Source organism: Micromonospora sp. NPDC048868, assembly GCF_043198195.1.
Lineage (GTDB): Bacteria > Actinomycetota > Actinomycetes > Mycobacteriales > Micromonosporaceae > Micromonospora > Micromonospora reichwaldensis.
In genome coordinates this window covers 350,784-365,044 of record NZ_JBICUN010000006.1, presented here as the reverse complement: position 1 = coordinate 365,044, position 14,261 = coordinate 350,784, and the positions used below count along the sequence as shown (strand labels likewise).

Below are 14,261 nucleotides of genomic sequence, written 5' to 3'. Positions count from 1 at the left end.
CGCGAACAACGGAGGTACCGCATGAGCGGCCTCGCCGGCCGGTTCCGGGCGCTGTGGGACGAGATCGCGCCGGTCGGGCGCGACGAGGGCAGCGGCGGCTACCTGCGGTACGCGCTGACCGAGCCGGAGCTGCGGCTGCGGGATTGGTTCCGCGAGCAGGCCGACCGCCGGGGCATGCCGGTCACCGACGACGGCAACGGCAACCTGTTCGCCCGGTGGGGTGACCCGGAGGCCGGCGACGCGGTGCTGACGGGCAGCCACTTCGACTCGGTGCCGCACGGCGGGGCCTACGACGGGCCGCTCGGCATCGTCAGCGCGTTCCTCGCCGTCGACGAGCTGCGCACGGCCGGCGTCGCGCCGACCCGACCCGTGGTGGTCGGCGCGTTCGTCGAGGAGGAGGGCGCGCGCTTCGGCGTACCGTGCCTGGGATCGCGCCTGCTCGCCGGGGAGATCGCGGTCGAGCGCGCGGCCGGGTTGCGCGACGCCGGCGGGGTGAGCTTCGCCGAGGCGCTGGGCGCCCGGCCGGCGGGCGCCCGGCCCGAGCTGCTCGGCGGCTTCGCCGCCTTCGTCGAGCTGCACGTCGAGCAGGGCCGCGCGATGGTGGACGCCGGCGCGCCGGTCGGGGTGGCGAGCGCGATCTGGCCGCACGGCCGCTGGCGCTTCGAGTTCACCGGCGAGGGCAACCACGCCGGTACGACCCGGATGGCCGACCGCCGCGACCCCATGCTGACGTACGCCTTCACGGTGCTGGCGGCCAACAAGGAGGCGCGGCTGCGCGGCGCCCACGCCACCGTCGGCCGGGTGGCGGTGGAGCCGAACGCCACCAACGCGATCCCGTCGAAGGTGACCGGCTGGCTGGACGCCCGGGCCGCCGAGCCGGAGACGCTGACGGGGCTGGTCGACGCGGTCCGCGCCAAGGCCGCCGAGCGGGCCCGCCGCGACGGTACGGAGCTGGCGCTGACGGAGGAGTCGGCCACCCCGCTGGTCTCCTTCGACGGCGGCCTGGCCGACCGGCTCGCGACCCTGCTCGACGCGCCGGTGCTGCCGACCGGCGCCGGGCACGACGCCGGGGTGCTCGCCGCGCACCTGCCCACGGCGATGCTCTTCGTGCGCAACCCGACGGGGGTGTCGCACTCGCCGGCGGAGTCGGCCAGCGACGCCGACTGCGCGGCCGGGGTCACCGCCCTGGCCCGGGTGCTGGAGGAGCTGGCGTGCGGCTGACCGCCCGGCCGGGGCAGCGCCCCCACCCGGCTCACCCCGCGGGCGCTGTCGAGCTGCCCCCACGGACGGGGCAGCGACCGGGAGGGACTGGTTCGTTGGGCACGGTGGCGGCGCCGACGGAGTGGGGCCGGCGTGACGCGCGGCGCTCGGTTGGGCGCCCGGATGCGGCGGTCCTACGGACGGGGCAGCTCGACAGGGGGCAAACGACATGACCGGGACCCGCTGGCTGGCCGAGTACGCCTGGCTGCCCGACCGCGCCGAGCCGACCCCCGACGTGCTGATCGCGACGGCGGACGGGCGGATCACCGACGTGACGCCGCTGACGGCCGGGAGCGGCCCGCCGGCCGGCGTCGAGGTGCTCGGTGACGCGATCCGGCTGCCCGGGCTGACCCTGCCCGGGCTCGCCAACGCGCACTCGCACGCGTTCCACCGGGCGCTGCGCGGGCGCACCCACGGCGGGCGCGGCGACTTCTGGACCTGGCGCGACCGGATGTACGCGGTGGCCGCCAGGCTGGACCCGGACTCGTACCTGGCCCTGGCCCGGGCGGTCTACGCCGAGATGGCGCTGGCCGGCGTCACCTGCGTCGGCGAGTTCCACTACGTGCACCACGCCCCGGACGGCACCCCGTACGCCGACCCGAACGTGATGGGTGCGGCGCTGGTCGAGGCCGCCGCGCACGCCGGGATCCGGATCACCCTGCTGGACACCTGCTACCTCACCGCCACCGTCGACGGGGAGCCGCTCGCCGGGCCGCAGCGGCGCTTCGGCGACGGCGACGCGCTGCGCTGGGCGGAGCGGGTCGACGCGTTCCGGCCCACCGACGACCACGTCCGAGTGGGTGCGGCGATCCACTCGGTGCGGGCGGTGCCGGCCGGGCAGCTCGCCACCGTGGCCGGGTGGGCGGACCGGCGTGGGGCGCCCCTGCACGTGCACCTCTCCGAGCAGCCGGCGGAGAACGACGCCTGCCGGGCCACGCACGGCTGCACCCCGGCCCGGCTGCTCGCCGACCGGGGGGCGCTCGGCCCGAACACCACGGCCGTGCACGCCACCCACCTGACCGGCGGCGACCTCACGCTGCTCGGGGACGCCGGCACGGGCGTCTGCCTCTGCCCGACCACCGAGCGGGACCTGGCCGACGGGATCGGCCCGGCCCGGCGGATGGCCGACGTCGGCCTGCCGCTCAGCCTGGGCAGCGACAGCCACGCCGTGATCGACCTCTTCGATGAGGCCCGCGCGGTGGAGCTGGACGAGCGCCTGCGCACCCGCCGGCGCGGCCACTTCTCCCCCGCCGAGCTGCGCGACGCGGCCACCGTGGGCGGTCACGCCGCGCTGGGCTGGCGCGACGCCGGGCGGATCGCCGTGGGGGCACGCGCCGACCTGGTGACCGTACGGCTGGACAGCCCGCGCACGGCCGGCGTACCGCCGGTGGGGGTGTGGTTCGCGGCCGGCGCGGCCGACGTCACGCACGTCGTGGTGGACGGCCGGCCGGTGGTGCGCGACGGCCGGCACCTCACGGTCGACGTGCCGACCGAACTGACCGCGGCGATCGAGGAGGTGACCTCATGAGCAGTCTGCTGGTCGACGACATCGGCGAGCTGGTGACCAACGACGTCGGAGGCGAGGGCGGACCGTTGGGCATCCGGCGCGACGTCGCCCTGCTGGTCGAGGACGGGCGGGTGGCCTGGATCGGGCCGTCCCGCGACGCGCCGGCCGCCGACCGACGCCTGGACGCGCAGGGCGCCGCCGTGCTGCCCGGCTTCGTGGACAGCCACGCCCACCTGGTCTTCGCCGGGGACCGGGCCGCCGAGTTCGCCGCCCGGATGGCCGGGCAGCCCTACACCGGCGGCGGCATCCGGACCACGGTCGGCGCCACCCGGGCGGCCAGCGACGACGAGCTGCGGGCCACCGTGCGGCGGCTGCACGGCGAGGCGCTGCGGCAGGGCACCACCACCATGGAGATCAAGAGCGGGTACGGCCTCACCGTCGCCGACGAGGCCCGCTCGCTGCGGATCGCCGCCGAGGTCAGCGAGGAGACCACGTTCCTCGGCGCCCACGTGGTCCCCGCCGAGTACGCCGACCGCCCCGACGACTACGTGAGCCTGGTGTGCGGGCCGATGCTGGCCGCCGCCGCGCCGCACGCGCGCTGGATCGACGTCTTCTGCGAGCGGGGCGCGTTCGACGTGGACCACGCCCGCGCGATCCTCGCCTGCGGGCAGGCCGTCGGGCTGGGCGTGCGGGTGCACGCCAACCAGCTCGGCCCCGGGCCGGGCGTCCAGCTCGGCGTGGAGCTGGGCGCCGCCAGCGTCGACCACTGCACCCACCTGACCGACGCCGACGTCGACGCGCTGGCGTCCAGCCGGTACGACTGCATGTGCGCCGACAGCCTGCACACCACCACCGTCGCCACCCTGCTGCCCGGCGCCGAGTTCTCCACCCGGTCGCCCTATCCGGACGCCCGCCGGCTGCTCGACGCCGGCGTCACCGTGGCGCTGGCGACGGACTGCAACCCCGGTTCGTCGTACACGTCGTCGATGCCGTTCTGCGTGGCGCTCGCCGTACGCGAGATGCGGATGACCCCGGCGGAGGCCGTCTGGGCCGCGACCGCCGGCGGCGCGCGGGCGCTGCGCCGCAACGACATCGGGCGGCTCGGCGTGGGGGCGCGGGCCGACCTGATCGTCCTCGACGCCCCGTCCCACCTGCACCTGGCCTACCGGCCGGGGGTGCCACTGATCCGCCAGGTTCTGCGCAACGGAGTGCCGCAATGACCGTGACCATCCTGCCCACCGGGATCTCCCCCGCCGACGTGCTCGCCGTGGCGCGCGGTTCCGCCAAGGTCGTCCTCGACCCGGCCACCGTGGACGCCATGACCACCAGCCGGTCCATCGTCGACGGCATCGAGGCCGCCGGCCGCCCGGTCTACGGCGTCTCCACCGGCTTCGGCGCGCTGGCGAACACCTTCGTCGCGCCCGAACGGCGGGCCGAGCTCCAGCACGCGCTGATCCGCTCGCACGCCGCCGGCGTGGGCGCGCCGATGCCGCGCGAGGTGGTCCGGGCCATGATGCTGCTGCGGGTCCGCTCGCTGGCGCTCGGCCGCTCCGGGGTCCGGCCCCTGCTCGCCGAGGCGCTTGTCGACCTGCTCAACCACGACGTGACGCCGTGGGTGCCGGAGCACGGCTCGCTGGGCGCGTCCGGCGACCTGGCCCCGCTGGCGCACTGCGCGCTGGTGCTGCTCGGCGAGGGCTGGGTGCTCGGCCCGGCCGGCGAGCGGCTGCCCGCCACCGACGCGCTGCGCCGGGCCGGGCTGTCGCCGGTCGGGCTGGCCGCCAAGGAGGGGCTGGCGCTGATCAACGGCACCGACGGCATGCTCGGCATGCTGCTGCTGGCGATCCACGACGCCGCGCACCTGTTCACGATGGCCGACGTCACCGCCGCCCTCGCCATCGAGGCGATGCTCGGCTCGGAGCGGCCGTTCCTGCCGGAGCTGCACGCCATCCGGCCGCACCCCGGGCAGTCGGCCTCGGCGGCGAACATCCACCGGCTGCTCCAGGACTCCCGGGTGATGGACTCGCACCGCGACGACCTCGCGCACGCGGTGCAGGACGCGTACTCGATGCGGTGCGCGCCGCAGGTCGCCGGGGCGGCCCGGGACACCCTGGACTTCGTCCGGACGGTGGCCGGCCGGGAGCTGGTCTCGGTGGTGGACAACCCGGTCGTGCTGCCCGACGGCCGCGTCGAGTCGACCGGCAACTTCCACGGGGCGCCGCTCGGCTTCGCCGCGGACTTCCTGGCCATCGCCGCCGCCGAGGTGGGCGCGATCGCCGAGCGCCGGGTGGACCGGCTGCTCGACGTCACCCGGTCCCGGGAGCTGCCGGCGTTCCTCTCCCCCGACGCCGGGGTCAACTCCGGGCTGATGATCGCCCAGTACACGGCGGCCGGGATCGTCGCGGAGAACCGGCGGCTCGCCGCGCCGGCATCGGTGGACTCGCTGCCCACCAGCGGCATGCAGGAGGACCACGTCTCGATGGGCTGGGCGGCGGCCAAGAAGCTGCGCACCGTGCTGGACAACCTGACCAGCCTGCTCGCCGTCGAGCTGCTCGCCGGGGTACGCGGGCTCCAGCTGCGCGCCCCGCTCACCCCGTCGCCAGCCGGCCGGGCGGCCGTCGCGGCGCTCGGCGGGATCGCCGGGGAACCCGGGCCGGACGTCTTCCTGGCCCCGCTGATGGAGGCCGCCCGGGCCGTGCTGGCCGGGCCCGAGCTGCGCGCCGCCATCGAGCGCGAGATCGGCCCCCTCGACTGACGGCCGCCCCTGGCCACCGTCACGCCCGCGGTGGCCCGGGCGCCCGCGGGTGTCAGCCCGCCAGCACCGCCACCCCGATCAGCACGGGCACGGCGGTCACCGTCGACAGCAGGATCGAGTCGCGCGCCAGGACCGTGCCCCGGCCGTAGCGGATCGCGTAGACGAAGACGTTCTGCGCCGTCGGCAGTGCGGCGGTGACCGTGCAGGCCAGCACGAGGCCGGGCGGCAGCCCCATCGCGAAGCGGGCGACGAGGTAGGCGACGGCCGGCTGGACCACCGTCTTGAGGACGACCGCGAGCCGGACGTCGCGTCCGGTGTCGCCGGAGCCGGGCCGCGGCGCGCCGTGCAGGGAGAGGCCGTACGCGATAAGCGTGGCGGGCACCGCCATCGCGGCGACGAGCTCGATCGGCCGCAGGACCGGCTCCGACGGCAGCCAGCCGGTCAGGCTGGCCGCGACGCCCAACGCGCACGCGATGGTGACCGGGTTGGTGAGCGGCTGGAGCACCACCGTGCCGAGCGACGGCCTGCTTCCCGCCGTGGCCGCCTCGAGGAAGGCGAACGCGACCGGCGTCACGACGACCAGCTGGAACATCAGCACGGGCGCGACGAACGCGGCGTCCCCGAGGACGTAGACCGCGACGGGGATGCCGATGTTCGCCGCGTTCACGTACGACGAGGCCAGCGCGCCGATCGTCGCGTCCGCGACGGAGCGGCGCCAGCAGAGCCGCGCGACGGCGACGAACACCGACGCCACGGCGGTGGTGCTCACCACCGTGACGACGAGGGCGGACGAGACGACCGCGGGCACGTCCGCCCGGGCCACCGTCTCGAACAGCAGCGCCGGAGTCGCGACGAAGAACGCGACGCGGGAGAGGACGGTGGCCGCCTCCGGCCCCAGCACCCCGCCGCGGCCGAGCGCGTAGCCGACGGCGATGACGGAGACGATGACGGCGAACCCCGTCAGCACCCCTCCCACCGGGGCGGGTCCGTCAGCTCGCGGGCGGCAGCACCTTGGCGACCAGCTTGGCCAGCTCCCGCAGCGCCTTGCCCCGGTGGCTGACCGCGTCCTTCTCCTGCGGCGTCAGCTCCGCGTTGGTGCGGTCCTGGCCGTCGCCGAGGAAGATCGGGTCGTAGCCGAACCCGCCGTCGCCGCGCGGCGACCGGAGCAGCCGGCCGCTCTGCCGGCCGTCGACCAGGTGCTCCTTGCCGCCGGGCAGCACCAGCGCCACCGTGCAGACGAAGGACGCGGCCCGGTGCTCGTCGGGCAGGTCCGCGATCTGGTCCAGCACGAGCTGGAGGTTGGCCTGGTCGTTGCCGTGCCGGCCGGCCCAGCGGGCGCTGAACACCCCCGGCATGCCGTTGAGGGCGTCGACGGCGATCCCGGAGTCGTCGGCGATCGTCGGCAGGCCGGTGCGCCGGCAGCCCTCCCGCGCCTTGATCAGCGCGTTCTCGCCGAACGTCAGGCCGGTCTCGGGCAGTTCCGGGTACTCCTCGACGTCGTCCAGCCCGATCAGGGCGACGCGGTGCGCGCCGAGCGCGCCGTCGAGGATCCGCTGGAGCTCGACGAGCTTCTTGCGGTTACGGGTGGCGAGCAGCACCTTGTTCATCAGAATCCACCTTTGTTCGCGACTGCGGGGCTCGCAGGCTCACTCCTCGCGCTCACGGGAGGGAGAGCGCCTTCCGCTGGGCTTCGGCCAGTTCCACGCAGCCGGCGACGGCCAGGTCGAGCAGGGCGTCGAGCTGCTCGCGGGCGAACACGCCCGCCTCGCCGGTGCCCTGCACCTCGACGAACTCGCCGGTGCCGGTGCACACCACGTTCATGTCGACCTCGGCGGCGACGTCCTCGGTGTAGTCGAGGTCCAGCCGGGGCTCGCCGTCGATGATGCCGACGCTGATCGCGGCCACCGAGCGGTGCATCACCTTCTCCGGCTTGCCGGCCAGCGACTTGCGCCCGGCCAGCCAGGTCACCGCGTCGTGCAGCGCCACGTACGCGCCGGTGATCGCGGCGGTGCGGGTGCCGCCGTCGGCCTGGAGCACGTCGCAGTCGAGCACGATCGAATTCTCGCCGAGGGCCTTCAGGTCGATGGACGCCCGCAGGCTCCGCCCGATCAGCCGGGAGATCTCGTGCGTACGCCCACCGACGCGGCCCTTCACGCTCTCCCGGTCGGAGCGGGTGTTGGTGGCCCGCGGCAGCATCGCGTACTCGGCGGTGACCCAGCCGAGCCCGGAGCCCTTGCGCCAGCGGGGCACGCCCTCGGTGACGCTGGCGGTGCAGAGCACCCGGGTGCCGCCGAACTCCACGAGCACCGAGCCCTCCGGATGGGTGCTCCAGCCCCGGGTCAACGTCACAGGTCGGAGTTCGTCGGGTCGCCGCCCGTCAGGTCGTGCCATCCCTGCACCCTATGCGGTGCGGTGGTCGTGCCGTTCCGGGGTGCCCCGTCCCGGTCGACGGCGCGTCCGCCGCCCGGATCAGTCGCACTCCCGGATGCGGACGTTGAGCACGAGCGGCCGGTCCCAGCCGCTCGGCACCTTGTCCAGGCCCGTCGTCGTCACGGTCGCCCGGCAACCGTTCGCCCGCCACGTCCAGGTGCAGGTGGGACCGCCGTACTGGAAGCCGTGGGCCACGCAACGCGTCACGTCCTCGATCTTGGCGTCCTGCGCTCCGGCGGTGACGAGCCAGTCGTGCACCCGTTCGCCGAGGTCCACCGGGCACCGCCCCTGCGGGCAGGTGAACCGGTACACCTGCGACGACGCGTCGTCGCCCTCGACGAGCCCGTCGGAGGTGAAACTGTGCGGCCGCCCCCAGTCCGAAAAGATCGCGCGCCGTTCGGCCATGTCCTGCCGGGGCTCCCACCAACCCAGGTAGCCCGCGAGGCCGCCACCGGCGCAGAGCCCTGTCGCCAGCAGCCCGGCGAGCAGCACGAAAAGCACCCGCAGCCCGGTGGACCGGCGCGGCGGTGGCGAGCCGGACCCGGCCGACGGAAGGCCGGCCACCGGCGGGTACGCGACGCGTTGTCCGGGCGGCGGGTGCGGCCCGGCGGCCGACGGCGGGTACGGCGGCGGGTACGGCCCGGCGGCCGACGGCGGGTGCGGCGGCGGGTGGGCTGGCCAGGGGCCGGCCGGGGCCGGCGGGAACAGCGCACCAGGCGGGCCGGGCGGGCCCGTGAGAGGAGTTGGCGGGTGGGGCTGCCAGCCGGCCGACCCGGAGGGGGAGTCGCTCACCGGCGAGATCCTAGGCGGACGACCCGGTTTCCGAGGCCCCGTGCGAGGCACGGAGCGGCCGGGCGTCGGACTGCCCGGTCAGATCTCGTAGCTGGCGCCGGGCCGGACCACCTCGAGCGGCCCGTCGAAGGCGGCGCCGGCCGACGCCACGGTGTGCGCCTCGCTGCCCCAGGCGGGCACGAGGTGGGTGAGCAGCAGCCGGCCCACCCCCGCCTTGGTCGCCACCTCGCCGGCCTCCCCGCCGGTCAGGTGCAGGTCCGGCGGGTTCTCCACGCCGTCGAGGTAGCTCGCCTCGCAGAGGAACGTGTCGGCGTCCTGGGCCAGCCGCAGCAGCGCGTCGCAGGGCGCGGTGTCCGAGGAGTAGCAGAGCACCCGGCCGCCGTGCTCCAGCCGGACGCCGTACGTCTCGACGGGATGGTTCACCCGGTCGACGGTGACCGTGAACGGGCCGATCGGGAAGGTGCCGGGTTCCAGGGCGTAGAACTGGTAGACGTCCTCGACCGTGCCGTCCTCCTGCCCGTACGCGGCGGCCAGCCGGTCGGGTGCGCCGGCGGGGGCGTAGACGGGCAGCGACGGGTAGGGGCCGTCCGGGGCGTAGCGGCGGACCACCACGTACGTCACCGCGTCGAGGATGTGGTCGCAGTGCAGGTGGGTCAGGATGATGGCGTCGGGGGCGTGCAGCCCCGCGTAGCGCTGGAGGTTGGACAGCGACCCGGAGCCGAAGTCGACGAGCAGCCGGAAGCCGTCCGCCTCGACGAGGTAGGCCGAGCAGGGGGACTCGGGACCGGGGAAACTGCCCGCGCAGCCCAGGACGGTCAGTCGCATCGAGTCTTCTCACTGTAACTATGCGTAGTTTCCGCGTCGACGGTTCCGCTGTGGATGATCTCTACCGACGCGTACACCACGCAGGGCAGCCTACGCGCGCCCGCGCGGCGACAAGAGTCATCCACAGGAAGTTGTCACCAACGTGACACCCGCCCGGGCCGCCCGCCCGGATCCCGTGACGAGACGGCGTCCGCCGGTAGCGCTGGGTGAGCGGGCCGGCCACGTCGCGGGGGCCGTGACGGGCGGCCGGGCCACCGACGTGGGTCGGTGGCCCGGCCACTCGACGTCACGCCCAGAGCTGGCCCTCCAGGGCCTCCTCCGCGTCGGCGAGGGTGCCGCCGTACGCCCCGGTGGAGAGGTACTTCCAGCCGCCGTCGCAGACCACGAAGGCCACGTCGGCCCGCTGGCCGGCGCGGACGGCCTCGTGCGCCACCGCCAGGGCGGCGTGCAGGATCGCGCCCGTGGAGAAACCGGCGAAGATGCCCTCCACCTCGACGAGCTGCCGGGTCCGCAGCACCGCGTCGCGGGTGCCGACGGAGAAGCGCCGGGACAGCACCGACGCGTCGTAGAGCTCGGGGACGTAGCCCTCGTCGATGTTGCGCAGCCCGTAGACCAGCTCGCCGTAGCGCGGCTCGGCCGCGACGACCTGGATGCCGTCGACCTTCTCGCGCAGGTAGCGCCCGGTGCCCATCAGCGTCCCGGTGGTGCCGAGGCCCGCCACGAAGTGCGTGATCGTCGGCAGGTCGTGCAGCAGCTCCGGGCCGGTGGTCTCGTAGTGCGCCCGGGCGTTCCCCTCGTTGCCGTACTGGTAGAGCATGACCCAGTCGGGGTGCTCGGCCGAGATCTGCTTGGCGGTGGCGACCGCCTGGTTGGAGCCGCCCGCCGCCGGCGAGAAGATGATCTCGGCGCCGTACATCCGGAGCAGCTGCACCCGCTCGGTCGAGACGTTCTCCGGCATCACGCAGACCAGCCGGTAGCCGCGCAGCTTGGCCACCATCGCCAGCGAGATGCCGGTGTTGCCGCTTGTCGGTTCGAGGATCGTGTCGCCCGGCCGGAGCCGGCCGGACTCCTCGGCAGCCCGGACCATGAACGTGGCCGCCCGGTCCTTGATGCTGCCGGTCGGGTTCCGGTCCTCCAGCTTCGCCCAGAGCCGCACCGGCGGCGCCCCGTCGGGCACCGTCGGCGAGAGCCGGGGCAGCCCGACCAGGGGCGTTCCCCCGCAGGCGTCGAGAAGGCTGTCGTACCGCGCCATGGCGACCGCCCCCGTCAGCGGGCGGCGGCGGCCGACCGCGCGGCGACCGCAGCGCCGTGCTGGGCGATCGCGGCAGCCGCGGCGAAGCCGAACGCGCCACCGGCGACGGCCGGCAGGATGGTCACGCTGTCGCCGTCGTTGAGCTTGGCGTCAAGCGCGCCGAGGAAACGGACGTCCTCGTCGTTGACGTAGACGTTGACGAAGCGGTGCAGCGCACCGGCCTCGGTGACCAGCCGGGCCTTCAGGCCGGCGTGCCGGGAGTCCAGGTCGGCGAGCAGGTCGCCCAGCGTGTCGCCGGCGCCCTCGACGACCTTCGCGCCGCCGGTGTAGCTGCGCAGGATGGTGGGGATGCGAACCTCGATGGCCATGGTGTCGTGCTCCTCGATGATGGTCGGGCGTGCCGAAGGGTGACGGGACGTGAACGGGTGTGACGGCGCTGGATCAGCGGCCGGAACACTCGTAGTCGACCGTCGCCGGGCTCTGCCCGAACATGTAGGACTGCACGGCGTGCGGGTCCACCCCCGCGTCCACGATCCGGACCGGCTCCTCGGTCACCACGCCGTCGACGATCCGGAAGGAGCGGATCTCCTCCGTGTCGGCGTCGCGGGTGGAGACCAGCAGGTAGTGCGCGCCGGGCTCACCGGCGAACGAGATGTCCGTGCGGGACGGGTAGGCCTCCGTGGCGGTGTGCGAGTGGTAGATGACGACGGGCTCCTCGTCCCGGTCGTCCATCTCGCGCCACACCCGCAGCTGCTCCATCGAGTCGAACTCGTAGAACGTCATGGAACGGGCCGCGTTGTCCATCGGAATGTGCCGGGTGGGGGTGTCGCTGCCGGCGGGACCGGCGACCACGCCGCACGCCTCGTCGGGGTGGTCCCGCCGGGCGTGGGCGACGATCGCGTCGATGATCGACCGGTCGATGCTCAGCACGTGGTCCAGCCTAACGCGTACCTGCCGCAACGTTGAGGTGGTGCCGGTCACGCCTAGTCGATCAAGGCGTTGAGCAGGGATTCCTGGAGGTAGCCGAGGTACGCGTAGACCGACAGTTGGAACACCCGGCTGGAGGTGGGGTCCTCGGCGACCGCGTCGTCGAGCTCCTCGCCGAGGTCGGTGCCGTCCTTGATCTCCAGCCGGACGCCCATCGCCAGCCGGGCGTCGTTGAGCGCCCGCAGCCACGCCTCGGCCGCCTCCGCGTCGAGACGCACCTCGCCGCCGGCCTCGTCGGGCAGCGACGCGAGGATCGCGCCGGCCTGGTCGATCTTGGCGGTCTTGAGGTCGCCCTCGGTGTAGCGGCGGAACTCGGCCGTGCCGGACGGGTCCTCCGGGTAGACCTCGGGGAAGAGCCGGCCCACCACCGGGTCGGTGTGGTCGAAGCCGTCGGTGAGCAGCCCGACCACCTCGGATGCCACCTTCCGCAGCACCCGCACCTCGTCGACGGCGAAGGTGACGACGTAGCGGTCGCCCTGGCGACGGAACATGCTCACGACCGGTCCACCGTCGCCCACAGCCCGTACGCGTGCAGCTGCGACGCGTCGTGCTCCATCCGCTCCCGGGCGCCGCTGGAGACCACGGCACGACCCTTGTGGTGCACGTCGAGCATGAGCTGTTCCGCCTTCTCCCGGCTGTAGCCGAAGAGCTTCTGAAAGACCCAGGTCACGTACGTCATGAGGTTGACCGGGTCGTCCCACACGATCGTCACCCACGGCCGGTCGGACGCCGGCACCTCATCGGTGTCCGGCGTCTCGACAGGTGCAACCTGCGGAGCCGCCATGCCCCCCATCGTGCCACCGGACTCGGCCAACCGAGGAACCGGAACGCCGGCCCGGCGCGGATCGCCGCGTCCTGCCTGGTCAAGGGCGTCGGCGGCAGCGGGCGGCGGCCGCCCGGTGCCGACGCCGCAGGCGACCGGATCGCCCTCAGGCGAGCAGGATGCCGTGGTCGACAGCATCGGAGAGCACCCCGTCCAGCGAGAGGCGGACCACCTCGAACCGGCGGGACACCTCCCGGCACAGTTCCAGTTCGACCTCCCGCAGCGCGCGCTGCGCCCAGGCGCGGGCGGCGTTGGGGTCGTGGTTGCCGGGGCTGCGCCAGTGCTGCCAGCAGCCGCCCGAGAGGGCCACGGCCACCGCCGGGAGCACCTCCTCGCGCGCCACGCCCGGGTAGCTCGCCAGCGTGTCGGTCGCGCCGGTCCCGGTCAGCCCCGCCACGCCGCCGGTGCTGGTGACGAGCAGCACGCGGTCCAGCTCGTGCTCGTCCCGGTGCTCCGTCAGGCCCCAGCGCACCGGGACGTCGAGGCGCCGCCGGACGCCCGCCGGCAGCGGCGCGCCGAAGACCCGGCCGGCGACCTCCTCGACGAGCCCGCGCACCGCCTCGTCGCACTGGGCGGTGGCCAGCAGCGACAGCGCCTCCATCTCGCGGTCGAGCAGCTGCGGCAGGCCGGCGCAGCCGACCCCGAAGACGATCTCCTGCACCACGCGGAGGTGGATGTTCGCCACCTCCAGGGCGAGGTGCTGACGGATGCGCCGGGCGGAGGACCGGGCCTGCCGGTCGAGCTGCTCCGACCAGCCGCCCGGGTCGGCCACCACCGGCACCCGGCCGTGCGACCCCGGCAGCACCGGCGGCTCGGCGCTCGCCCGTCGCAGCCCCTCGTCGGCGGCCCAGCCGACCAGCGCCCGGCGCAGGTCCGCCCCGTCACCCGCGGCGTCGATCGGGAACCAGCGGGCGTCGGCGAGCCCGGGCACGGCGGCCAGCAGAGCCGCCCGGTGCGCCTCGACGGTGACCGCGACCGGGTCCACCGGTGCGGGGGCCGACCCGACGGACGCCCCCGTGCCCTCCGTCGTGGCCGCGCCCTCCGGCACCGGGGCCCAGCCGCCCGCGCCCGGGGTGACCGCGAAGACGACCCCGACGCCGGCACGGGCCAGGTCGGCGAGCAGGTGGAGCTCGACCGCGGTGAAGGCCTGGTCGGCGGCGATCACGAAGAGCACCGCCCCGGACCGGCCCGCCGCGTCGAGCAGCAGCCGGCCGCCGGCCGCCCCGAGGGCACCCGTGTCCGGCGTGTCGACGAGGCTGAAGTGCCGCAGCAGGGGCTCGGGCAGGCTCAGCTCGACCCGGCGCGGCGGGCGCGCGAGCGCCGGCCCGGCGGCCAGCCGGTCGGCGCCGTAGGAGTGGGGCTGGCGGTAGCCGGGCACGTACGCGGCCCGCGTCGGCACCTGGGAGTGGCGCACCACGAGCCAGCTGCCGGCGGGCACGGCGAGCATGGCGGGATCGAGCTGGAGCAGGCGGGCGAGCACCTCGCGCCGCCCGGCGGCGGCCGGGCCGATGCCGATCACGGCCAGCGGCTCCTCCGGGCGGGGCTCGGTCACCCCCAGCCGGACGGGCAGCCGGTCCCGACGGGCAGCTCGGCTCCGGCCATGTCGTCGGAGCTGTCGACGGCGGGGAGAGGA

Annotated in this window: 15 protein-coding genes; 4 read left to right on the top strand and 11 right to left on the bottom strand. The window is 75.0% G+C overall.

The window, feature by feature from the left end:
* Positions 1-21 precede the first annotated feature (21 nt).
* From ACGFNF_RS12955 to hutH, 4 genes are all read left to right on the top strand, one after another.
* Positions 22-1,221, top strand: coding sequence for an allantoate amidohydrolase (locus ACGFNF_RS12955; RefSeq protein WP_357578237.1), 1,200 nt, complete (start codon positions 22-24; stop codon positions 1,219-1,221).
* 208 nt (positions 1,222-1,429) lie between these two features.
* Positions 1,430-2,788, top strand: coding sequence for a formimidoylglutamate deiminase (locus ACGFNF_RS12950; RefSeq protein ID WP_393167734.1), 1,359 nt, complete (start codon positions 1,430-1,432; stop codon positions 2,786-2,788).
* Positions 2,785-3,987 carry an imidazolonepropionase gene (gene hutI, locus ACGFNF_RS12945; RefSeq protein ID WP_393167732.1) on the top strand — a complete coding sequence of 401 codons (1,203 nt, stop codon included), beginning with the start codon at positions 2,785-2,787 and terminating at the stop codon, positions 3,985-3,987. The genes ACGFNF_RS12950 and hutI overlap by 4 nt, the downstream gene beginning before the upstream one ends.
* Positions 3,984-5,519, top strand: coding sequence for a histidine ammonia-lyase (gene hutH / locus ACGFNF_RS12940; protein ID WP_393167730.1), 1,536 nt, complete (start codon positions 3,984-3,986; stop codon positions 5,517-5,519). Before hutI ends, hutH begins: the two co-directional genes overlap by 4 nt.
* A 52-nt stretch (positions 5,520-5,571) precedes the next feature.
* Here the strand turns inward: hutH and ACGFNF_RS12935 are convergent, their stop codons facing one another.
* The 11 genes from ACGFNF_RS12935 to ACGFNF_RS12885 all read right to left on the bottom strand — a co-directional run bounded on the left by ACGFNF_RS12935 (position 5,572) and on the right by ACGFNF_RS12885 (position 14,180).
* Positions 5,572-6,486 (bottom strand): AEC family transporter, encoded by a 915-nt coding sequence (locus tag ACGFNF_RS12935; RefSeq protein ID WP_393167728.1) that lies wholly within the window; start codon positions 6,484-6,486, stop codon positions 5,572-5,574.
* Between the two features lie 22 nt (positions 6,487-6,508).
* Positions 6,509-7,126 carry an RdgB/HAM1 family non-canonical purine NTP pyrophosphatase gene (gene rdgB, locus ACGFNF_RS12930; protein WP_357578233.1) on the bottom strand — a complete coding sequence of 206 codons (618 nt, stop codon included), beginning with the start codon at positions 7,124-7,126 and terminating at the stop codon, positions 6,509-6,511.
* A 52-nt stretch (positions 7,127-7,178) separates the two neighbouring features.
* On the bottom strand, positions 7,179-7,910 hold the full coding sequence (rph, locus tag ACGFNF_RS12925; RefSeq protein ID WP_132233860.1) for a ribonuclease PH: 732 nt from the start codon (positions 7,908-7,910) through the stop codon (positions 7,179-7,181).
* Positions 7,911-7,988: 78 nt separating this feature from the next.
* Positions 7,989-8,741, bottom strand: a complete 753-nt coding sequence (locus tag ACGFNF_RS12920; RefSeq protein WP_393167725.1) for a hypothetical protein — start codon at positions 8,739-8,741, stop codon at positions 7,989-7,991.
* 78 nt (positions 8,742-8,819) lie between these two features.
* Positions 8,820-9,566, bottom strand: a complete 747-nt coding sequence (locus ACGFNF_RS12915) for an MBL fold metallo-hydrolase (RefSeq protein ID WP_357578230.1) — start codon at positions 9,564-9,566, stop codon at positions 8,820-8,822.
* 286 nt (positions 9,567-9,852) lie between these two features.
* A complete protein-coding gene (locus ACGFNF_RS12910; RefSeq protein WP_151453620.1) occupies positions 9,853-10,818 on the bottom strand; it encodes a PLP-dependent cysteine synthase family protein in 966 nt (321 codons plus the stop codon).
* A gap of 14 nt (positions 10,819-10,832) precedes the next feature.
* Positions 10,833-11,186 (bottom strand): MoaD family protein, encoded by a 354-nt coding sequence (locus tag ACGFNF_RS12905; RefSeq protein WP_393167722.1) that lies wholly within the window; start codon positions 11,184-11,186, stop codon positions 10,833-10,835.
* A gap of 73 nt (positions 11,187-11,259) precedes the next feature.
* Positions 11,260-11,748, bottom strand: a complete 489-nt coding sequence (locus tag ACGFNF_RS12900; protein WP_132233852.1) for a Mov34/MPN/PAD-1 family protein — start codon at positions 11,746-11,748, stop codon at positions 11,260-11,262.
* Positions 11,749-11,801: 53 nt separating this feature from the next.
* Complete coding sequence (locus ACGFNF_RS12895) at positions 11,802-12,296, bottom strand: DUF2017 domain-containing protein (RefSeq protein ID WP_192581321.1); 495 nt, start codon at positions 12,294-12,296, stop codon at positions 11,802-11,804.
* A gap of 2 nt (positions 12,297-12,298) precedes the next feature.
* Positions 12,299-12,589, bottom strand: coding sequence for an ATP-dependent Clp protease adapter ClpS (clpS, locus tag ACGFNF_RS12890; RefSeq protein ID WP_089001780.1), 291 nt, complete (start codon positions 12,587-12,589; stop codon positions 12,299-12,301).
* 145 nt (positions 12,590-12,734) lie between these two features.
* On the bottom strand, positions 12,735-14,180 hold the full coding sequence (locus ACGFNF_RS12885) for a hypothetical protein (protein WP_393167720.1): 1,446 nt from the start codon (positions 14,178-14,180) through the stop codon (positions 12,735-12,737).
* Positions 14,181-14,261 lie beyond the last annotated feature (81 nt).